Origin of the sequence: Kitasatospora sp. NPDC057738 (genome assembly GCF_042798815.1) — a bacterium.
GTDB lineage: Bacteria > Actinomycetota > Actinomycetes > Streptomycetales > Streptomycetaceae > Kitasatospora > Kitasatospora lactacystinica.
In genome coordinates this window covers 63,416-83,925 of the sequence record NZ_JBHVJT010000010.1, presented here as the reverse complement: position 1 = coordinate 83,925, position 20,510 = coordinate 63,416, and the positions used below count along the sequence as shown (strand labels likewise).

18 protein-coding genes and 1 pseudogene are annotated in these 20,510 nt (G+C 75.2%); 8 read left to right on the top strand and 11 right to left on the bottom strand.

Annotated features, from left to right (window positions below; all coding sequences use genetic code 11):
* Window positions 1–130: 130 nt before the first annotated feature.
* The 4 genes from ACFVGO_RS07990 to ACFVGO_RS07975 all read left to right on the top strand — a co-directional run bounded on the left by ACFVGO_RS07990 (window position 131) and on the right by ACFVGO_RS07975 (window position 4,291).
* A complete protein-coding gene (locus tag ACFVGO_RS07990; RefSeq protein WP_380631099.1) occupies window positions 131–1,396 on the top strand; it encodes a molybdopterin-dependent oxidoreductase in 1,266 nt (421 codons plus the stop codon).
* 47 nt (window positions 1,397–1,443) lie between these two features.
* Window positions 1,444–1,881: a hypothetical protein gene (locus ACFVGO_RS07985; RefSeq protein WP_380351073.1), complete on the top strand. Its 438-nt coding sequence runs from the start codon at window positions 1,444–1,446 to the stop codon at window positions 1,879–1,881.
* Between the two features lie 122 nt (window positions 1,882–2,003).
* Window positions 2,004–2,858, top strand: a complete 855-nt coding sequence (locus tag ACFVGO_RS07980) for an S-methyl-5'-thioadenosine phosphorylase (protein WP_380631098.1) — start codon at window positions 2,004–2,006, stop codon at window positions 2,856–2,858.
* 65 nt (window positions 2,859–2,923) lie between these two features.
* Window positions 2,924–4,291, top strand: a complete 1,368-nt coding sequence (locus ACFVGO_RS07975; RefSeq protein WP_380631097.1) for a hypothetical protein — start codon at window positions 2,924–2,926, stop codon at window positions 4,289–4,291.
* A gap of 67 nt (window positions 4,292–4,358) precedes the next feature.
* Here ACFVGO_RS07975 and ACFVGO_RS07970 read toward each other — a convergent pair whose 3' ends face one another.
* The 9 genes and pseudogenes from ACFVGO_RS07970 to ACFVGO_RS07930 form a co-directional block, all read right to left on the bottom strand.
* Window positions 4,359–5,033, bottom strand: a complete 675-nt coding sequence (locus ACFVGO_RS07970; RefSeq protein ID WP_359903868.1) for an SAM-dependent methyltransferase — start codon at window positions 5,031–5,033, stop codon at window positions 4,359–4,361.
* Window positions 5,030–5,557 carry a DUF2064 domain-containing protein gene (locus ACFVGO_RS07965; RefSeq protein ID WP_380351071.1) on the bottom strand — a complete coding sequence of 176 codons (528 nt, stop codon included), beginning with the start codon at window positions 5,555–5,557 and terminating at the stop codon, window positions 5,030–5,032. The genes ACFVGO_RS07970 and ACFVGO_RS07965 overlap by 4 nt, the downstream gene beginning before the upstream one ends.
* Before the next feature lie 99 nt (window positions 5,558–5,656).
* Window positions 5,657–6,379: pseudogene (locus ACFVGO_RS07960) on the bottom strand (glycosyltransferase family 2 protein); the annotation flags it as partial.
* 131 nt (window positions 6,380–6,510) lie between these two features.
* The gene (locus ACFVGO_RS07955; RefSeq protein ID WP_359903865.1) at window positions 6,511–7,566 is read right to left on the bottom strand and encodes an NAD-dependent epimerase/dehydratase family protein; all 1,056 of its coding nucleotides are present in this window, start codon (window positions 7,564–7,566) and stop codon (window positions 6,511–6,513) included.
* Between the two features lie 248 nt (window positions 7,567–7,814).
* Complete coding sequence (locus ACFVGO_RS07950; protein ID WP_380631096.1) at window positions 7,815–8,834, bottom strand: oligopeptide/dipeptide ABC transporter ATP-binding protein; 1,020 nt, start codon at window positions 8,832–8,834, stop codon at window positions 7,815–7,817.
* Complete coding sequence (locus ACFVGO_RS07945) at window positions 8,831–9,862, bottom strand: ABC transporter ATP-binding protein (protein ID WP_380631095.1); 1,032 nt, start codon at window positions 9,860–9,862, stop codon at window positions 8,831–8,833. Before ACFVGO_RS07945 ends, ACFVGO_RS07950 begins: the two co-directional genes overlap by 4 nt.
* Window positions 9,859–10,824 (bottom strand): ABC transporter permease, encoded by a 966-nt coding sequence (locus ACFVGO_RS07940; RefSeq protein ID WP_380631094.1) that lies wholly within the window; start codon window positions 10,822–10,824, stop codon window positions 9,859–9,861. The genes ACFVGO_RS07945 and ACFVGO_RS07940 overlap by 4 nt, the downstream gene beginning before the upstream one ends.
* Window positions 10,811–11,779: an ABC transporter permease gene (locus ACFVGO_RS07935; RefSeq protein ID WP_359903854.1), complete on the bottom strand. Its 969-nt coding sequence runs from the start codon at window positions 11,777–11,779 to the stop codon at window positions 10,811–10,813. Before ACFVGO_RS07935 ends, ACFVGO_RS07940 begins: the two co-directional genes overlap by 14 nt.
* Window positions 11,776–13,335: an ABC transporter substrate-binding protein gene (locus tag ACFVGO_RS07930; RefSeq protein ID WP_359903851.1), complete on the bottom strand. Its 1,560-nt coding sequence runs from the start codon at window positions 13,333–13,335 to the stop codon at window positions 11,776–11,778. The genes ACFVGO_RS07935 and ACFVGO_RS07930 overlap by 4 nt, the downstream gene beginning before the upstream one ends.
* A 300-nt stretch (window positions 13,336–13,635) precedes the next feature.
* On the opposite strand from ACFVGO_RS07930, the gene ACFVGO_RS07925 reads away from it, so the two are divergent.
* The 4 genes from ACFVGO_RS07925 to ACFVGO_RS07910 all read left to right on the top strand — a co-directional run bounded on the left by ACFVGO_RS07925 (window position 13,636) and on the right by ACFVGO_RS07910 (window position 17,730).
* Complete coding sequence (locus ACFVGO_RS07925; protein ID WP_380631093.1) at window positions 13,636–14,235, top strand: TetR family transcriptional regulator; 600 nt, start codon at window positions 13,636–13,638, stop codon at window positions 14,233–14,235.
* A gap of 186 nt (window positions 14,236–14,421) precedes the next feature.
* On the top strand, window positions 14,422–15,240 hold the full coding sequence (locus ACFVGO_RS07920; RefSeq protein ID WP_380631092.1) for a tyrosine-protein phosphatase: 819 nt from the start codon (window positions 14,422–14,424) through the stop codon (window positions 15,238–15,240).
* On the top strand, window positions 15,237–17,024 hold the full coding sequence (locus tag ACFVGO_RS07915) for a glycoside hydrolase family 3 protein (RefSeq protein ID WP_380631091.1): 1,788 nt from the start codon (window positions 15,237–15,239) through the stop codon (window positions 17,022–17,024). Before ACFVGO_RS07920 ends, ACFVGO_RS07915 begins: the two co-directional genes overlap by 4 nt.
* A gap of 199 nt (window positions 17,025–17,223) precedes the next feature.
* The gene (locus ACFVGO_RS07910; protein ID WP_359903839.1) at window positions 17,224–17,730 is read left to right on the top strand and encodes a diadenosine tetraphosphate hydrolase; all 507 of its coding nucleotides are present in this window, start codon (window positions 17,224–17,226) and stop codon (window positions 17,728–17,730) included.
* Window positions 17,731–18,117: 387 nt separating this feature from the next.
* Here ACFVGO_RS07910 and ACFVGO_RS07905 read toward each other — a convergent pair whose 3' ends face one another.
* Both ACFVGO_RS07905 and ACFVGO_RS07900 read right to left on the bottom strand, forming a co-directional pair.
* Complete coding sequence (locus ACFVGO_RS07905) at window positions 18,118–19,458, bottom strand: serine/threonine-protein kinase (RefSeq protein ID WP_359903837.1); 1,341 nt, start codon at window positions 19,456–19,458, stop codon at window positions 18,118–18,120.
* A 12-nt stretch (window positions 19,459–19,470) separates the two neighbouring features.
* A complete protein-coding gene (locus tag ACFVGO_RS07900) occupies window positions 19,471–20,232 on the bottom strand; it encodes a serine/threonine protein kinase (protein ID WP_359903834.1) in 762 nt (253 codons plus the stop codon).
* Between the last annotated feature and the right edge of the window lie 278 nt (window positions 20,233–20,510).

Below are 20,510 nucleotides of genomic sequence, written 5' to 3'. Positions count from 1 at the left end.
GCGGGGCCGGGGCGGCACAAGGGTGCGGGATCTGCCCGGGCGCGGTGCCAGGAGGCTGCGCGGGGCGGCCCGAACCGTCGGCCGGTCCCTCGCCTCGGCCGGCGCGGCCCTCGCCGCCCGGGCCGGTCGGATGCCCCCTCCACCCGGCCCGTTCCGCCGGGGGTTCTGGCGCAGCCCGATCCGCGGGCCGTGGCTCACCTCCGTGTTCGGGTTCGTGCTGCTCGCCGGGATCCCGGTGCTGTTCGTGACCGGGGCGCTGTCCTACGCCGCGTACAACCCCGGCCTCGGCCGGCTCAACGACCAGACGCCGGAGAAGGGGCTGCTGGGCTTCTACCTCTTCGACTGGCCCACCGATCCGTCCTGGCTGTACCGGCTCACCCAAGGCGTGCACGTGACGCTCGGCGTCGTGCTGGTTCCGGTGCTGCTGGCCAAGCTGTGGTCGGTGATCCCGAAGCTCTTCACCTGGCCGCCCGTCCGCAGCGCCGCGAACGCGCTGGAGCGGCTGTCGCTGCTGATGCTCGTCGGCGGCGCCGTGTTCGAGTTCGTGACCGGGATCCTCAACATCCAGCTGCACTACGTCTTTCCGGGATCCTTCTACCCGCTGCACTTCTACGGTGCGTGGGTGTTCATCGCGGCCTTCGCCGTCCACGTGGTCCTCAAGCTGGGCAGCGCGAGCCGTGCCCTGCGGTCGCGTCCGCTGCTGGCGGAGCTGCGGACCGGGCTCGCGGCGACCGGGCCGGAGCCCTCCGACGGCGGGGGCCTGGTGGCGGCCTCGCCGGCCGTGCCGACGACCTCCCGGCGCGGTGCGCTCGCCCTGGTGGGAGGCGGCTCGCTCGTCCTGTTCGCGGTGACGGCCGGGCAGAGCCTGGGCGGCAGCCTCCGCGCGACCGCGCTCCTGGCGCCGCACAACCGGGCCCCCGAGCAGGGCCCGAACGGCTTCCAGATCAACAAGACCGCCGCCGCCGTCGGGATCACCCCGCAGCTCGTCGGGCCCGAATGGCGCCTCGAACTGCACGGCGCCGCGCAGCCGTTGGTCCTCACCCGCGAGCAGCTGCTGGCCATGCCGCAGCGGTCGGCCCGGCTGCCGATCGCCTGCGTGGAGGGCTGGTCCACCGAGGACCAGCTGTGGAGCGGACTGCGGCTGGCCGACCTGGCGGCCCTGGCCGGCCTGCCCGGTGCGGCCGAGGTGCTGGTGGAGTCGGTCCAGCCACCCGGCCCCTTCACCTCGGTGCTGCTGCGGGGCAACCAGATCCGCGACCCCCGGTCCCTCCTGGCCCTGCACGTCAACGGAGTCGACCTGTCGCTCGACCACGGCTTCCCGGCCCGGATCATCGTCCCCGCCAACCCCGGTGTGAACAACACCAAGTGGGTCGGCCGACTCACCTTCAGGGCGTGACCGTGGCCCGACCCGCCCGCCTCACCCGCTGGTACGGCGCAGGGCCGATGCACCTGCTCGTGCTGCTCGCCTCGTTCGCGCTCACCGGTTACGCCGCCGAGCGGCTGGTGTCCGACCGGGCCCTCGCGGTGGTGGTCTGGTTCGTCGGCGGGGCCCTCGTCCACGACCTGGTCCTGCTGCCGCTCTACTCGCTCGCCGACCTCTCCGCCCGGTCCGTCCTGCGCCACCGCCACGAGCGGGCTCCGACCGTCGAGTGGATCAACTACCTGCGGGTACCGGTCGTCCTGTCCGGCCTCCTGCTGCTCGTCTGGTTCCCCCTCGTCCTGAACCTGTCCGAGCCGTACCCGGGGGCCACCGGGCTGTCGGAGGAGGTCTACCTCGGCCGGTGGCTCGCCGTCAGCGGAGTCCTGTTCGGCGCGGCGGCCGTCGCCCTCGCGCTCAAGCTCCGCCGCGTCGGCCGATCCCGACGGTCCGCGCCCGGGTGAGCGGCGGGCCGGCCCGTACCGGTGGTGCGGGGTTCGTGAACCGTAAGAACGGATGTCGAGACCCGAGGCCCGCTGGTTCCCGCAGTGGCCGGAACGGTCTCGCCGAGAGAGAGGTGGAACACATGACGCCACGTGGGGACGCGCCGCGGGCCGAGGTCGGTGTGATCGGCGGCTCGGGCTTGTACGCGCTGCTGGACGAGGTGACCGAGGTGCGGGTCGACACGCCGTACGGGCCGCCGAGCGACGCGCTGTTCCTGGGCGAGGTGGCCGGTCGCCGGGTCGCCTTCCTGCCCCGGCACGGGCGCGGGCACACGCTGCCGCCGCACCGGATCGACTACCGGGCCAACCTCTGGGCGCTGCACGCCCTGGGGGTGCGGCAGGTGTTCGGACCGTGCGCGGTGGGCGGGCTGCGGCCGGAGTACGGGCCCGGCACGCTGCTGGTGCCGGACCAGTTCGTGGACCGGACCTCGGGCCGGGTGCAGACCTTCTACGACGGGCGGCCGCTGCCGGACGGCTCCGTCCCCGAGGTGGTGCACGTGCCGATGGCCGACCCGTACTGCCCGGCGGGGCGGCGGGCGGCCCTGGACGCCGCCGCCGCGGCGGCCTGGGGGCCGGTGGACGGCGGCACCCTGGTGGTGATCGAGGGGCCGCGCTTCTCGACCCGCGCCGAGTCCCGCTGGTTCTCCGCGAACGGCTGGTCGGTGGTCGGCATGACCGGGCACCCGGAGGCCGCGCTGGCGCGTGAACTAGGCCTCTGCTACAGCACGTTGGCGCTCGTCACCGACCACGACGCCGGAGTCGTGGCAGGCGAGGGCGTCACCCAGGCCGAGGTGCTGAAGGTCTTCGCGGGCAACGTCGACCGGCTGCGCACGGTGCTGTTCAAGGCGATCGAGCTGCTGCCCGTCGACCGGGACTGCGTCTGCTCGCACGCCCTGGACGGTCTCACCACCGGCCTTCCGGGCGTCCCCGGAGCCTGACCGGACCGCGAACGGCGGCGCCGCCGGTCCTCGGTGACGGGCCACCGCGGTGGCAGGGTGGGCGCGTGCTCACCCGACGCCTCCTGCCCTGTGTCCTCGCCCTCGCCGCGCTGACGGCGGCCCTGGCACTGACCGTGACCGGCGGCGGGACGCTCGCCGACCGGGCGCCGCTGTACGGCTGGTACGCCCTCGACGCGGCGCTGTTCACCCTCGCGCTCGTCCTGCTCCGCGGGGTGGGCGACCGTCACGTGGTGCCGCTCGTCCTGGCCGGGAGCGTCGCCGTCGCCGCCGTGGGGCTGTTGGCGCCACCGCGCACCAGCGACGACGCCTACCGGTACGTGTGGGACGGCCGCGTCCAGGCGGCCGGCACCTCGCCCTACGCGCGCACCCCGGACGACCCGGCGCTGGCCCGGTTGCGCGATCCGGGCCTGTTCCCGGCGGGTGACGGCTGCGCGGGGTGGGACGAGCGGCGGACCGCGGACGGCGACTGCACCCGGATCAACCGGCCCGCCGTGCACACCATCTACCCGCCGGTCGCGGAGGCGTGGTTCCTCGCCGTGCACCCGTTCGGCGGCGGCGTCCGCGGTATGCAGGCCGCAGGGGCCGTGCTGGCCGTGGCCACCACCGGCGCACTGCTGGCGGCACGGCGGGGCGGCCGACGCGCCGCGCTGTGGGGCTGGTGCCCCGGAGTGACGGTGTGGGCGGTCAACGACGCGCACGCCGACACCCTCGGTGCGCTCCTGATGGTGGCCGGACTGGGCTTCTCCGCCCGTCGCCGGGCCGGTGCCGGCGGCGCCCTGCTCGGCGCGGCGGTCGCGACCAAGCTGCTGCCGGCGCTCGCCCTGCCCGGAGCGCTCTCCGGGCTGCTGGCCCGGCGTCCGACCAGGTCCGACGTGCTGCTGCTCGCAGTGGCCCTCGGGACGTTCGTGGCGGTCTATCTGCCCTACCTCGTCGCCTCCGGGCCCGGTGTGCTGGGGTACCTGCCCGGATACCTGCGCGAGGAGGGGTACGAGCAGGGGCACCTCGACCGGTTCGGCCTCCTGCGGATCGTCGTCGCCGACCGGTGGGCCCCGTGGGCGGCGGTGCTGGTGCTGGCGGTGGTGGCGCTGTGGGTGCTGCTGCGCGGCGATCCCGGCCGTCCGTGGCGCGGCGCCCTGCTGGTGACCGGAACGGCGCTGCTGGTCGTCGCGCCGAGCTACCCCTGGTACGGCCTGCTGGTGGTGGCCCTGGTCGCGCTCGACGGGCGGTGGGAGTGGCTGGCCGTTCCGGCGGCCGGACAGGCGCTCTACCTCGTCGGCGGGGCGGACGCCCAACGGTCCTCGTACGCGGTCGCGCTGGCCTGTGTGCTCGCGGTGCCGACGGCCCGTGGGCTGTCCCGCGCCGTACCGCCGCGGCCGGCGCGCGGCCCGGCGCCGGGGACGACGAAGGCCTGACCGGCCGCCGACGCTCCGAGGCGCGTGGCGCACCGCCGACCCGGAGGGGGCGGGTCGAAGCGCCCCGTCACACGAGTGTGCCGGCGGAGGACTTGCGGAGGGCGAGGAAGCGCCGTCCGTGGGAGGTCCAGCGTTCGGTCTCGACGAGCCCGGCCCGGCGGGCCCGCCGGGTGACCGCCCCGGCGCCGCACCGGGCCCAGGCGAACGCCGGACCGAGGCGGCCGTCGGAACCCTCGACCCGTACGGTGATCCGTTCGTCGAGCTCCCACGGCTCGACCTCGACCAGCAGGACGCCGTCCGGTGCCAGGAGTTCGGCGCCGCGGCGCAGCAGCACGGCCGGGTCGCCGCCGATGCCGAGGTTGCCGTCCGCGAGCAGCGCACCGCCCCAGCGGCCCTCGGCGGGCAGCCGGTCGAACACGGACCGGCACAGGGCGGGGCCTCCGAGGTGGCGGGTCCGTTCCACCGCCGCCCCGGTGACGTCGACTCCCAGGGCCGGGACGCCGAGGGCCAGCAGGGCGGCCACGAGCCGGCCGGGTCCGCAGCCCAGGTCCACCACCGGGGCGGCCAGGCCCACGCAGCGCCGCAGCAGGCTGTGGTCGCCTCCGGCGGCGGGGGCGCACCACCGTTCGACGTCGAGTGCGATGCGCGAGCCGTCCTCCTGACGCAGCCACAGGGGGCCGCGTCCGGCGCGCACGGCCTCGGCGAACGGGTCGTCGATCCAGGCGGCGGCCGGGGCGGTCATCCGGCGAACTCCGGGGCGGTGTCGATCGTGCGCAGGCGCACGGCGAACCCGGTGTGCGGCGCTTCGGCCGCGACGCGGCGGGCGTCCTGGATGGTGTCCACGTCGGTCATCACCGGGAGGTGGCGGACCGTCAGGCGCTCGGCCGCGAGGCGGTCGAGCAGGGCGGCGCCGGTGCGGGAGGTGGACATCGGCACCCCCCGGAGCAGGCGTCGGGCCAGCCGTTCGGTGGGGTGGGCCAGGCCGAGGGCCCAGAAGCCGCCGTCGGCCGCCGGGCCGTACCAGGCGTCCGCACCGGCGCGGTGGGCCGGGGAGAGCGACTCGGCGAGGACGGCCGGGTCCAGCTGCGGGGTGTCCATGCCGACCAGCAGGGCGGGTGATCCCGGTGCTTGCCGGGCAGCGTGGGCGAAGGCCGCCGCGAGCCGCTCGTCGAGCCCGCCGCCGCACTGCGGGACGACGTCCCACCCGGGCGGCAGCCACGGACCGGCGTCCCCGTCGAGGACGAGCAGCCGCCGGCCGGCCGGCATCCGGTCGAGAGCGGCGAGGGTGTCGACGAGGGCGGCCCGGGCCAGCGCCGCCGCCTGCCCCGGACTGCACGGCGGGGTGAGACGTGTCTTCACCCGGCCCGGAACCGGCGCCTTGGCGATGACCAGCAGGGTGGGCGGCGGTGCGGCCAGCACGGCCCGCATGTCGCGTACGGCCTGACGGGTGCCGCGCACGGTCCCGGTGACCTTGGAGCGGCCGGAGCGCGGCAGGTAGTCGACGTCGGTCTCGGTGATCCGCATCCCGGCCGCCGAGGCGGCGAGCACCATTTCGAGCGGATAGCCGGAGCGGCGGTCGCCCAGCCCGAGGGCGATCAGCCGCTCCCGCCGGGCGGCCCGCATCGGTCCGAGGTCGTGCAGCGGCGCCCCGGTGAGGGCGCGCAGCCGGCGGGCGAGGACGGTGTTGGCGAGCCGGGCGTGCACCGGCCAGGCGCCGGCGGTCGCGGGACGGCGGCGGCCGAGCACGAGGTCCGCCGTGCCGGCCGCCACGGGACCGGCGACGCGGGGCAGTTGGGCCGGATCGAGCGAACCGTCGCAGTCCATGAAGCAGACCAGTCCGGCGGTCGCGGCGAGCAGACCGGCGTGGCAGGCGGCGCCGAAACCGCGCCGGGGCTCCTCGACGACGGTGGCGCCCAGCGACCGGGCCAACTCCGCCGAGCCGTCGCGCGAACCGTTGTCGACGACGATCGCGCGCCAGCCGTCCGGGACACGGCCGAGCACCCACGGCAGGGCCGCGGACTCGTCCAGACAGGGGAGGACGACATCGGCGACGGGGACGGGATGGAGGGGAGAAGTCACGCCGGTCACGCTAACCGCAGCCCGGCCCGCCGAGGCCGAACCGCGCCTTGCGGAGGTGCCACGTCGGCGAGGCTCGACCCGTCCGGGGGAGCGGACGGGATCCGGCGGCACCCGCGCACGGCCGACGCCGCGCGCCGGTCTCACGCCCGCTGCGGCGCGGCGGCGAACTCCAGCATCCCGTCGGCGAAGGAGACCCGGGCCCGCCACGTGAGTTCCGTCCGGATCCGGGCCGAGTCCGCGGTGATGTGGCGGACGTCGCCGAGCCGGTACTCGCCGGTCACCACCGGCGTCGGCCCACCGTGGGCGGCGGCCAGCGCCCGTGCCATCTCCCCGACCGTACGGACCTCGCCGCTGCCCACGTTGTAGGCCCGGGTACTGCCCGGCGGGCGGTCGCCGAGCGCCGCCAGCGCGGAGAGGTTCGCGGCGGCGACGTCCGCCACGTGGACGAAGTCCCGGCGCTGCCCGCCGTCCTCGAACACCCTGGGCGATTCGCCCCGGGCCAGGGCCGAGCGGAAGAGCGACGCCACTCCGGCGTACGGAGTGTCCCGCGGCATCCCGGGGCCGTAGACGTTGTGGTAGCGCAGGGTCAGGGCACGGCCCGCACAGGCGCGGGTCCAGGCGGAGACCAGGTGCTCCTGGGCGAGCTTCGTCGCCGCGTACACGCTGCGCGGGTCCGTCGGTGCGTCCTCCGTCACCAGGCAGGGCTGGAGTTCGGCACCGCAGCGCGGGCACGGCGGCTCGAACCGGCCGGCGTCCAGTTCGTCCGGGCGCCGTGGACCGGGTGCGACGTCCCCGTGCAGCCGGCAGCGGTAGCGACCCTCGCCGTAGACCACCATGGACCCGGCGAGGACGAGGCCGCGCACGCCCGAGTGCGCCATCGCGGCGAGCAGCACCGCCGTTCCCAGATCGTTGCAGCCCGCGTAGGCGGGCGCGTCGTCGAGGTCCGTCCCCAAGCCGACCATGGCCGCCTGGTGGCAGACCGCGTCCACTCCGGCCAGCGCCCGCTCGACCGTCGCCCGGTCCCGTACGTCCCCGTGCCGGAAGTCCACCGCCGCGGGCAACTCGGGTGGCATCCCCGAGGGATGGACGGCGGGAAGCAGCGCGTCCAGGACACGGACCTCGTGGCCCGCCGCCACGAGGCCCCGGACGACCGCCGAACCGATGAACCCGGCGCCGCCGGTGACCAGAATCCTCATGACCGGTGACGCTACCGGGCCCCGACCGCGGAACGGCCGAAGGCGGCGGTCGCGTCATGCCTCGGTCAGGGGTTCGGCCGCGCCGCCGTTGTCGGGCGGCCGACCGGGGCCGGTGCGTCCGTGCGGGCTGCGACACCTCCGGGGGAGTGCCGTCGCCGCGCGCTCGCACCCGTCGGCCGTTCGGCGTCGCGGGCGGGTCGGCCGGGGCCGTCCCGTGTCGGTGCCGGTCGGGCCGCACGCCAGGCCGGTCAGGCCTCCGCGGCGCCGACCAGCGGGCGGTGGCAGGCCACCGTGCGGCCGGGCGCCACCTCCCGCGGGCGGGGCTCCTCGGTGGCGCAGCGGCTGTCCGCCAGCGGGCAGCGGGTGCGGAAGCGGCAGCCGCTGGGCGGGGCGAGGGGGGAGGGCGGGTCGGTGGGGAGCAGGCCGGTGTCGCGCAGCGGGCGGCCGGGTTCGGGGACGGCGGTGAGCAGGGCGGCGGTGTAGGGGTGGGCCGGGGCGGCGAGGACGGCCTCGGTGGGGCCGCGTTCGCAGATGCGGCCGAGCTGGAGCACGGCCACCTCGTCGCTCACCGCCCGGACCACGCCGAGGTCGTGGGAGATGAAGAGGCCGGCCAGTCCGCGCTCCTCGGTGAGGTCGCGCAGCAGGTTGAGCACGGTGGCCTGGGCCGAGACGTCGAGGGCGGAGACCGCCTCGTCGGCGATCAGGACGCGCGGTCCGGCGGCCAGGGCCCGGGCGATGGCGACCCGCTGGGCCTGTCCGCCGGAGAGCTGGTGGGGCCGGCGGTCGCCGAACAGGGCGGGCGGCAGTCCGACGGCCTCCAGCTGCCGGGTGACGATCTCCTCGCGGTCGCGGGCCGGGTCGGGGTGGGCGTCGAGGGGTTCGGCGACGAGGTCGCGGACCCGGCGGCGCGGGTTGAGGGAGGAGAGCGGGTCCTGGAAGACCATCTGGAGACGGGGCCGGACCGCCCGCAGGGCCCGCGGGGAGAGCGTGGCGAGGTCGGTGCCGTCGAGGATGACGGTGCCGGTGGTGGGCGGGGGCAGCCGCAGCAGGGCCTTGGCGATGCTGCTCTTGCCGGAGCCGGACTCGCCGACCAGGGCGAGGGTGCGGCGCGGATACAGGGCCAGGTCGACGCCGCTGACGGCGTGCAGCGGGCCGGAGCGGGTGCGGTGGACGACGCCGAGGCCGGTGGCCTCCAGGACGGCCGTACCGGCGTCGGCAGGTCCGGCGCCGGCGGTGTCGGGGGCGACGGTTTCGGGGGTGGTGGTCATGCCGCGGACTCCAGTTCCTCGGGAGCGGTGGGGTCGGCCGCGGTGAGCGGGAAGTGGCAGTCGACGGTGTGTCCGTCCGCCCCGTCCGCCGCCGTGCGGGTGGGCGGCGGGGTCGTCGTGCACAGCTCCGTCGCCCGCTCGCAGCGCGGCGCGAAGGGGCAGCCGGGGATGGGCCGGGTGAGGTCGGGCGGTGAGCCGGGGATGGCGGGCAGGGTGCGGCGCAGCGGGCCGGTGACCCGCGGGACGGAGCGCAGCAGCGCCGCCGTGTAGGGGTGCCGGGGGTGCCGGGTGACGGCCTCGGTGGGGCCGGTCTCGACGATCCGGCCGCCGTACATGACGGCGATGCGGCGGGCCCGCCCGTACAGCAGGCCGATGTCGTGGGTGATCAGCAGGGTGGCCAGGCCCCGGTCGACCCGGTGCTGGTCGAGCAGGTCGAGGACGGTGCGCTGGACGGTGACGTCGAGGGCGGTGGTGGGTTCGTCGGCGAGCAGCAGGGCGGGTTCGCCGGCCAGGGCGGCGGCGATGCCGACGCGCTGGCGCAGGCCGCCGGAGAGCTCGTGCGGGTGGGCGCGGGCCCGCCGGGCGGGGTCGGGGACGTCGACGGCGGCGAGCAACTCGGCGGCGGTGCGCAGCCGTTCGCGCCGGGACAGGCGGCGCCGGTTGGTGATCGACTCGGTGACCTGGTCGGCGATCCGGACGACCGGGTTGAGCGAGGTCATCGGATCCTGGTGGACCATGGCGATGCCGGTGCCGAGCAGTTCGGCGCGCCGGGCGGAGGTGGCGGCGAGCAGGTCCTCGCCGTTCAGCCGGATCTCGCCGGTGGCGACGGCCCTGGTGGTTCGCGACCCGACGCCGAGGACGGTGCGGGCGAGCACGGACTTGCCGGAGCCGGACTCGCCGACCACGCCGAGGCACTCGCCGGCCGCGATGGTGAGGCTGACGCCGTGCAGGACGTGCAGGCTCCGCCCGTCGGGGGTGTGCAGGACGGTGTCCAGCGAGCGGACGTCGAGGACGGGGGCGGAGGTCATCCGCGCGCTCCCTTCGTGGCGGTGGGCTTCGCAGCGGCGGACTTGGCTGCGGTGGGCCTGGCTGCGGCGGGAGCACCCGAACGCAGGTGCTCCCCGAGGTAGTTGAGGGCGAGGACGGTCAGGCAGAGCACCGCCGCGGGTGCCAGCGAGATCCACGGCGCGCTGCCGAGGGTGGTGCGGCCCTCGGCGATGATGCCGCCCCAGGAGGGCTCCGGCGGGCGCAGCCCGAAGCCGAGGAAGCTGAGCGAGCCCTCGGCGACGATGGCGACGGTGGTGGCGGTGAAGGCGAAGGTGAGCGCGATCGGCAGGACGTGCGGGACGATCTCGCGGCGCAGGATGCGCAGCGGGGCGGTGCCGATCATGCGGGCGGCCTGGACGAAGCCGCGCTCGGCGAGCGAGAGGACGACGGCGCGCACCACCCGGGTGAAGTGCGGGACGGTGAACAGCCCGATCAGGCCGCCGATGACGGTGAGGCCGGGGCCGCGCATCGAGACCACGATCATCACCAGGATCAGGCTGGGCACGGACATCAGCAGGTCTGTCGCGAAGCCGATGGCCTTGTCGACCGGGCCGCGGAACCAGCCGGCGGCGAGGCCGAGCGCGCCGCCGCCGAGCAGCCCGACCAGGACGGTCAGGGCGGCGACGGTGAAGGAGGCGCGGGCGCCGGCGACGGTGCGCTGCAGGATGTCCCGCCCGGAGCCGTCGGTGCCCAGCCAGTGGCCGGGGCCGGGGGCGGCGGAGGGGTGGGCGAAGTCGCCGTGCAGCGGGTCGAAGCCGGGCAGCAGGGGCAGCAGCAGGGCGGCGAGGGCGACCACGGCCAGCCAGGCCGCGGCGGCGAGCACGCCGGCCGGCGGGCGGCGGCGGGCGGTGGGGGTCCCGGCGCTCTCGGCCGTCCCGGTGGCGCTCTCGGCCGTCCCGGCGGCGCTCTCGGCGGTCACGGTGGTGGTCTCAGCGGTGCTCATGGGCGATCCTCGGGTCGATCGTGCGGTACAGCAGGTCGACCGCGAAGGTGGCCGCGACCACGGCGACGGCGCTGACCACCACCACGGCCTGGACGACCGGGAAGTCCCGGCCGGCGATGGCCCCGGAGACCAGGCTGCCGACGCCGGGCACCGCGAACAGCGACTCGACCAGCACCGAGCCGCCCAGCGAGGTCCCGATGCCGATCCCGATCAGCGTCACCAGCGGCAGGCTGGACGGCCGCAGGGCGCGGCGCAGCAGCAGCCGGGTGGTGCCCATGCCGCGGCTGCGGGCGGCGGCGATGTACGGCTGGTCGAGGGTGTCGAGCAGCTGCCCGCGCAGGGTGCGGGTGAACACGGCGGCCTCGGTGAGGCCGAGGGTGAGGGCGGGCAGCACCAGGTGGCGCAGGTTCTCGGCCGGGTTCTCGGTGAACGGGGTCCAGCCGGTGGCGGGCAGGACGCGCAGCTGGACGGCGGCGATCCAGATGAGCAGCAGGCCGAGGGCGAAGCCGGGGACGGCGAGCCAGCCGAAGGTGGCGGTGGTGGCGAGCCTGTCGAAGGTGCCGCCGGGCCGCCAGGCGGAGAGCAGGGCGACGGGCACGGCCAGGCAGAGCGCCACCAGCTGGGCGGCGAGGAAGAGTTCGAGGGTGACGGGGACGCGGTCGGCGAGTTCTCCGGTGACGGCCGCTCCGGTGGACAGCGAGTGGCCGAGGTCGCCGTGCAGGGCGTCGCCGATCCACTGCCAGGTGGCGGCGAGCACGTTGCGGTCCAGGCCGAGCCCGGCCTCGTAGGCGGAGATCTGCTCGGGGGTGGCGGTGGGGCCGAGGGCGGCGACGGCGGGGGAGCCGGGCATCAGGTGGGGCAGGGCGAGCGCGCCGACGGTGACCAGCAGCAGGACGGCCGCGGCGCGGCCGAGCTGCCCGCCGTACCGCAGGGCGGTCCGGGCGCCGGGGGTCACCGCTTCACCCACAGGGTGGCGGGGGAGACGTTGAGGACGGTGCGCCTGGACAGGTCGGGCAGTCCGCCGACCTTGGCGGTGCCGAGGAAGCCGACGGTGTTCTCGGTGAGGAAGACCATCGGCGCCTCGCCGACGACCCGTGCTGCAGCCTGGCCGTAGGCGGCCGAGCGCTTGGCCGGGTCGGTCGAGGCACGGCCCTCGGTGATCGCCTTCTGGGCCTCGGGGTCCGACCAACTCATGAAGTTGTACGGCGAGTTCGGCAGGTAGAGGCTGCTGAGCGCGGTGTCGGTGTCGCCGAACATGCTGGTGATGAAGTCCATCACCTGGAACTTGCGCTGGAGCATCGCGGTGCCCAGGCCCGCGTTGTCGAGCGGCTTGACGGTCATCCTGATCCCGGCCTCGCCGAGCATCTGCTGGAGCACGGTGGCGCGCTGCTGGGCCTCGGGGCGGCTGTCGACGAGGTACTCGAAGGCGAGGTCGGGGTGGCCGGCCTCGGCCAGCAGGGCACGGGACTTGGCCGGGTCGTGGGCCGGGTAGCCGGCGGCGGTGCGGTACGGGGAGCGGGAGCCGATCGGGCCGTCCGCGACGGAACCCTGACCGAGGAAGACGACCTTCTCCAGGGCCTCGCGGTCGATCGCGTACTGCACCGCCCGGCGGACCCGGACGTCGTCGAAGGGCGCGGCCTTGGTGTTGAACAGCACGGTGCTGGTGGAGCCGGGCCCGGTAGCGGTGCGCAGCCCGTCGGCGGCGGCCTGCTTGAGCTGGCTGGGCGTCTCGGTCCAGATCAGGTCGGTGTCGCCGGAGCGCAGCGACTGGTAGCGGCTGTCGGTGTCGGGCAGCACCCGGTAGACGAGCTTGTCGGCGTGGCCCTTGGCGCCCCAGTACGCGGGATTGCGGGTCAGGGTGACGGAGACTCCGGGCTGCACGCTCTCCACCGTGTACGGGCCGGAGCCGACGGCGGGGGAGTCGCCGGACGGGGCCTCGGAGACGTAGCCGAGCGAGCGGGTGAACAGGTTCGGGAAGGCGGCGTCGGGCGCCTTGAGGGTGAAGGCGACGGTGGTCGGGCCGGTGACGGCGGTGGAGCCGATGGCGGCCGCGTCGAGGGCGCAGGCGCACTTGCTCTCCGGCTTGGCGAGCCGGGTGACGTGGTCGGCGACGGCCTGGGCGTCGAGCGGCTTGCCGTCGCTGAACGTCACGCCCTCGCGCAGGTCGAGGGTCCAGACCGTGGCGTCCGCGTTGGGGGTGAAGGACTTGGCGAGGTACGGCTGGACGGTGCCGTTGTCGCCGTTGACCATCAGCGGGTCGTACAGGGCGTTGGCGAGGACCATCATCGGCATCTGGATCAGCGTTCCGTCGGCCGGGTCGAGCTTGGCGAACGGCCGGTCCAGGCCGATCTTGAGCGTGCCGCCGTCCACGGCCGGCCCGTCGGCCGCCGCTCCGGTGTTCCCGGCGGCGGCTCCGGTGCCGGACAGGGCGTCGTCGGAGGCGGAGCAGGCGGTGAGCGTGAGCGCGGCCGTGCAGGCCGCGGCTACCAGGAGGTGGGTGTGCCGCTTCATGGTTCCTCGGTTCGGGGGGTGCGGGGCGGCCAGGGGGAGTGCGGCCGCCGACGTCCACACCATTTCGGAAGTGGCAGTACTGCCAAAAGGCAGTTGTGCAAACTTCGGATGACGAAACCCGGAAGAGTCGGCTCCCGCCTTGAGCGAGCACGGCCGGACGTGATTCGGTACTGACAGCCGCCCCCTCGGCGGCCCCACCGACGCCCGGACCGGGCACTCGCCCGGGACCGGAACAGACCGACTCGGAACCGACTCGGGCCGGCTCGGACACCCAACTCACCGAACAGGAGCGGAAGAACGATGCAGGGGACGGACACCGCGGCGGAGCCGGGCATGCGCGACCGCAAGAAGGCGCGCACCCGCGACAGCATCCGCTCCGCGGCGCTCGACCTCTTCGAGGAGCAGGGCTACGAACGCACCACCGTGGACCAGATCTGCCGCCGCGCCGACGTCGCCCACCGCACCTTCTTCCGCTACTACCCGGCCAAGGAAGCCCTGCTGTTCGGCTGGGACTTCGGCCACGTCGTCCTCGACGCCTTCGCCGCCGCCCCCGCCGAACTCCCGCTCTGGGCCGCGCTCGAACACGCGCTGACCGTCACCGGCGGACAGCTGGAGGAGCCCGTCGAGCACACCGAGCGCCGCCGGCGGCTGCGCAGGGGCCTGCTCGAAGTGCACTCCGTCCACAACTACGCCCTGGTCGTCATCGACGCCTTCATCGAACACACCGTCACCATCGCCACCGAGCGGCTCGGCACCGACCCGGAGACCGATCTGCGCCCGACCGCGTTCGGCGCGATGTTCGGCGGCATGGTGCGGCGCCACATCCTGATCGGCCAGGAGAGCGGCACGCTGGCCGGCTGGGTCAAGGCCTACCGGGACGTGCTCGCCGCGGCGGGCTGACCCGAGCCCCGTCACCGCTTCCGTTCCCGTCCCCGGGCGTGCCGCCGGCCGCCCGGACGGCACCGCACGCCCAACTCCCCCCTCCGCACCCCCACGTCACTCCTCGCGCGGTGCTGCCGCGCGCCTTCGCCACACCCTTCGTCACGCCTCTCGCAAGACCCTTCGCACATCCCGAAAGGCCCCCGCATGTCCCTGGTCAACTTCCGCGACCCCGCCGTGCTCGCCGACCCCGCGAGCCGCTGGATCCGTCCCGGCACCCTGTTCCGCTCCGCCCAGCCCTTCCCCGCCGCCGACGCGGACGTCGTCGCCCAGCTGCGCGAGCACGGCGTCACCACCGTCGTCGACCTCCGGGGCGAGGCCGAGAGCAGCCCCGAGGACTGGGCCGCCGCCGAGGCCGCCGGCATCGCCGTCGTCGCCGCCCGGATCGAGCCCACCAACGACGAACTGGCCCAGGCCATGCGGACCATGACCACCGCCGCGGACCTCGGCGCCTTCTACCTGCTGATGGCCGAGTCCGCGCCGCAGGCCCTGGCCGCCGCCGTCGAGGCCACCGCCCGCCCCGGCGGGGTGCTGGTGCACTGCGCCGCAGGCAAGGACCGCACCGGGCTGCTCACCGCGCTGCTGCTGGAACTGCTCGGGGTGCCCGCCGAGGAGATCGTCGCCGACTACGCCCGCACCAACGAGGCGATCCAGCAGATCTGGGCCGGGCTCGCCGACCGCAACCGCGCCGCTCTCAACGAGGTCGAGGCCGGCCGACTGGTCGTCCCCGCCCCGCTGCTGGAGGCCCCCGCCGGAGCGATGAGCGCCTTCCTCGACCTGGTCCGCACCAAGCACGGCGGCGCCGCCGCCTTCCTGGCCGTCTGCGGGGTCACCGCGGAAACCCTGGACGCCTTCCACGCCAAGGCCACCGCGGGTACCGAGGCCGCCGCCGGTGCCGCGACCACGGCCCGCACCGCGACCGCCGTCCGTACCGCCGTGTCGAACGCCGCCGAGGTGACGGCATGACGACGACCCTGCTGCACCACACCGACGGCACGCCCTTCCGTGACCTCAACCACAACGGCACCATGGAGCCCTACGAGGACCCGCGGCTGCCCGTCGAGGAGCGGGTCGAGGACCTCCTCGGCCGGATGACCGTGGAGGAGAAGGCCGCGCTGATGCTGCACGGCCGGATGCTCCCCGGCGCGCACCCGCCGTTCCCCTCCGGCGCCGACCTGATCACCGAACGCGGCCTCACCCACTTCGCCATGATGGCCGTCCCCGACCCGCGCGCGATGGCCGCGTGGAACAACCACGTCCAGGACCTCGCCGCGGCCGCCCGGCTGGGCATCCCGGTCACCCTCTCCTCCGACCCCCGGCACGGCTTCACCGCCAACCCGGCCACCGCCCACACCGGCGGCGGCTTCAGCACCGGCCCCGAGCCGATCGGCCTCGCCGCCACCGACGACCCCGAACTGGTGCGCCGCTACGCCGACCTGATCCGCCGCGAGCTGTGCGCCGTCGGCATCCGGGTCGCCATCCACCCGATGGCCGACCTCGCCACCGAGCCCCGCTGGGCCCGGATCAGCGGCACCTTCGGGGAGGACCCGGAGCGCGCCTCGCGCATGATCACCGCCTACATCGAGGGCCTCCAGGGCGAGCGGATCGGCCCGGACAGCGTCGCCTGCATGACCAAGCACTTCCCCGGCGGCGGCCCGCAGGCCGGCGGCGAGGACTCGCACTTCGCCGCGGGGCGCCGACTGGTCTACCCCGGTGGCGAGTTGGAGACCCACCTGCGCCCCTTCGAGGCGGCCTTCGCCGCGGGCACCGCGCAGATCATGCCCGCCTACGCGATCCCCTCCGGCAGCGGCCTCGCCGAGGTCGGCGCCAACTTCAACCGGGACGTCATCACCGGCCTGCTGCGCGGGCGTTACGGCTTCGACGGCGTGGTCTGCACCGACTTCAACGCCATCACCGGCATGAGCGTCCCCGGCGTGGTCACCCTGCCGCCGCGGCACTGGGGCGTCGAGGAGCTGTGCGTCGCCGAGCAGGTCGTGCTCACCCTCGACGCGGGCGCCGACCAGCTCGGCGGCGAGACCGACCCGGAGCTGATCCTGGCCGCCGTCCGCTCCGGCGCCGTCACCGAGGCCCGGCTCGACGAGTCGGCCCGCCGCATCCTGCGCGACAAGTTCCGCCTCGGCCTCTTCGACGACCCGTACGTCGACGTGGAGGCCGCCGCCGAACTGGTCGGCACCCCGGAGGGCCGGGCGCTCGGCCGCGAGGTCCAGCGCCGCTCCGTGGTCCACCTGGCCGGCGAGCCGCGTACGGCCACCGCCGCCACCCGGCTCTACGTCGAGGGCGTCGACCCGCAGGTCGCCGCCGGGTACGGCACCCTCGTCGAGCAACCCGAGCAGGCCGACCTGGCCGTCGTCCGCCTCGCCACCCCGTACGAGCGGCGCGAGGGCATGCTCGAACAGCACTTCCACAGCGGTTCGCTGGAGTTCGAGGCGGCCGAGGCCGAGCGGCTCACCGCCCTGGCCGCCGCCGTCCCCACGGTCTTCGCCGCCCAGCTGGAACGGCCCGCCGTCCTCACCCCGCTGGCCCCGCACGCGGCCCTGCTGATCGGGGAGTTCGGCGCCGCGGACGCGGTCGTCCTGGACGCCGCCCTCGGCCGCGTCCCGATGACCGCGACCCTCCCGTTCGACCTGCCCGCCTCCGACGCCGCCGTCGCCGCCTCCCGCGAGGACGTCCCCTTCGACACCCGCGCCCCGCTCTTCCGCCACGGCCACCGCGCCCCCGCCGGAAGCTGACCCACCCCGCCCCGGGGAGCGCCCCCGGGGCGGGCCCTCGTATGCCGGCGCTCGGTCAGCAGCGTCGAGTCCCTTCCGATCCCGGCCGACGCCGAGGTTCACCTCGGCCGGATGCGAACATGGCACGGAGCCGGGTGAGCGACCGGCGACCATCATTGGGCCGGGCCTGCCCGGTCACGCTTGTACGGGGTGCGGTGTCATGGCGAAGGACTGGCGGGGCGACAGGATCGGCAGTGCGCTGAAAGGCACGAACCCCACGGTGCTCCGGCGGCTCGACGCCGGCTTCGCGGTGATCGGCGACGTGCAGTTCCTGCCCGGCTACTCGGTCCTGCTGGTGGACGAGCCCGGTGTGCAGCGGCTGTCCGATCTCCCGCGCGGCAAACGAACGGCTTTCCTGGCGGACATGGACCGGCTGGGTGAGGCCGTGGAGCGGGTCTGCCGGCGGCTGGACCCGGAGTTCCGGCGCGTGAACCTGGAGATCCTCGGCAACACCGACAGCTTCCTGCACGCGCACGTGTGGCCGCGGTTCGAATGGGAGAGCCCGGAGCTCGTCCGCCGCCCGGTGTGGCTGTATCCCGCGGAGAACTGGCGCGATCCCGCGAGCGCGCTCGGACCGGAGCACGACGGACTGCGGGAGGCGATCGGGCGCGAGCTCGACGGCTTGTCCGCGCCGGCGGGACGTCCGGAGGACAGGGGACGAGCGTGAGATCCAACCCTGGGACCGACGGCATGCCGCTGGGCGACGAGCGGTGGCCGTGAGTCGCCGACACGGCAGAGCGCACCGCAGCACGCTTCGACCCGCCGGCCCGGCCGCCGCCGGCCCTCGTCGCTCCGGCCCGCGTCGCCGGCCCCGGCCACTTCTCCGCGGCGGGCGAGAGTGAGTGCCGCGGCTGTCCGTTCGGGGGTCGCGAAGTCCGGATCGTGGCAGAGGGTACGCTCCGCGAGCTGCGCGTTCCCCTTGGTGGGGCGCAGAAGCAGCCGCCAGAGCAGCGGCGGGTCGAGGATGCGCAGCGCCCGGGTGACCTCGCGGCCGAAGCCGGCGCTATTGAGCTTCGGGGTGTCCCTGCGCGGACGGTAGCCGCGCCGGCGGCGGTCACAGGCAGCGGAGCAGCGCCGGACGGTCCCTGGTGCGGACGGCGGGGAGCCAGGCGGTGGTGGGTCCCGGCAGGCGGATGCGGTACCAGAGGGTGGAGACGAGGTCCTCCTCGTTGATGACGGGGAGGCCGGTCGGGAGTTGGCAGTCGGCGTCGAGGGTGTCGTTGTGCCAGACCCGCACGGGGACGACGTTGTCGGCGGTGTAGGGGCGCAGGGGGTCGACGGCGAGGCCGAGGCTGCACTGGGGGTCGCGGTCGGTGCGGTCCTGACAGCCGCGTTCGGTGTTGAAGACCCGGATGTGGGCGGGCTGTCCGGACGGTCCCGGGTGCGGCCAGAGGGCAGTGCCGGTGACGGCGACCGTGGCGCAGGAGGCCAGGGCCAGCAGAGCGGTGCGAGGGCGAGGGGTCGGGCGGCGCGCGCGCCGCCCGGGGCGGTGGGCGCGGATGCGGGCGAGCAGGCTCTCGGCGGTGTGCGGGGCGCGGGCGGCGTGGGTGGGGGCGAGACAGTCGGCGGCCAGGGCGCGCCAGAACGGGGGGACGGCGGCGGCCAGCCGCAGGGCGGCGCGGCCTTCCGCGTACTGCTGGGTGGCGGCGCAGCGGGCGGCGGAGGTGGCGCCGGGGAACGGCCGGCCGCCAGCGGCGAAGACCTCGTGGATCACGATGCCGAGCGCCCAGATGTCAGCGGTGGTACGGACTTTGACGCCGTGTTCGCCGAGTGGTTCCTTCCAGCGTTCCGGCGGGAGGTAGTCGGGGGTGCCCATCGGGGAGCCGTGGCCGTGGGTGCCGGTGAGTTCGATGGCGAGGCCGAAGTCGGAGAGGCGGACCTCTCCGTCCGCGCCGATGAGGACGTTCTCCGGCTTGAGGTCGGTGTGGACCCAGCCGGAGCGGTGCAGGTGGGCCAGGCCCTCGCAGATGCCGGTGACGATCCTGGCGCCGTCGGCCTCGTCGATGCCGATGGCGAGCAGGTCGCGCAGGGTGCACCGGGCGCGTTCCATGACCAGGACGATCGCGCCGTCGAGCGAGGGCTGGTCAGGGGCGGCCAGGACGATGGCATCGAGCAGCCGCACCAGCCGGGGGTGCGGGGCGGTACGGCCCAACTCGGCTTCGCGCCGGGCGGCTTCGGCGACCTGGCGGGCCTGGCGGGGCGCGAGTCCGGCGGTCAGCAGCACCTTGAGGGCGACCGTGTCATCCGCCCCGCCCCCGCCGTCGGCCCGGTGGGCGGCGTATACCGTCGCCCAGCCGCCCTCACCGATCAGCCCGGTGACGGTCCACTCTCCGACCCGGTGGCCGGTCGGCAGCAGTTCCTCGCCGTCCCCGGGGAAGGCCGGGTTCTGCGGCATGGCCGGCCCTCCCTACCGTCCGGACCGGCCGGGTCCGGGGTCCGGCAGGAGCACGAGGTGCTCCTCGCGGACGATGCCGAACTTCAGGGCGAGCCCCACCACGGCCTCGCGTTTGCCGCCGCGGCGGTCCGCGCGGTCGCCGTCGGGCAGGTCGATGCGGAGCTTCTCGGCGGCGAGATAGTCGAGGTGCGAGCTGACCGCGCGGGCGGTGAGGCGGGCGCAGGAGGGGTGGCCGTGCAACCGCGCGACCACCTGCGGGGTGGTGGGCACGGTGGCGAGGGAGTGGTCGCGCAGCCATGGTTCGCAGAGCGCGACCAGGACCAGGAAGTAGGTGGCGGTCTCGTCCAGCGAGTACGCCGTCATGGTGCGGCTCTCCCAGGAGCCGCCGCGGGCGTCCAGGTCCAGGTAGACGTGGTCGGGCGCGAACACCTGGAAGGACAGCGGGGTTTCCCGCCGAGAGGGCAGCACCACCCGGGAGAACTCGAAGGGGATCGGCGCGCCGACCCGCCGTGGCGGCACCCGCAGGTATTCGCCGGCGCCCTCCGGGTTCTCCACCAGGTAGGCGTGGGAGTTGCTGAGGTTGCTCAACTGCCAGTGGTCGTCGGTCGCGTGGATCTCACCGGCCAGCCGGGAGACCGACTCGTCGCCGAGGCGCAGTTCCACCGGCCTGTGAGCGGAGCCGCGGCCGAAGCGCGCCCGCTCTCCCGGACCGAGTCGTAAGGTCACCGTGTCGCCGCCGTTCCCCGCCGGCAGGTGGACGACAATCCCGCGCACTGCTCCTCCGTCCCGCGCACCGCTCCCCGTGTCGCGCGCCGACTCTTGCCGGACGGACGAACGGTACCTCTTCGCGTACGACAATAAACCGGAGCGGCAGGCTACTTGACAAGGTGGAAGCGGAGTGCACGGGTGTTCGGTCAGAGCATCGGCGCCCCCGGACGCAGCGGTGCCACCGGGCGGTCGCCGAAGGCGGCCCACGGTCGCCAGCCGCCGCCGGGACGGTCCTGAACGCGGGTGCGCAGCCGGCCGTCCTCGGTCACCGCGAAGACGTGCAG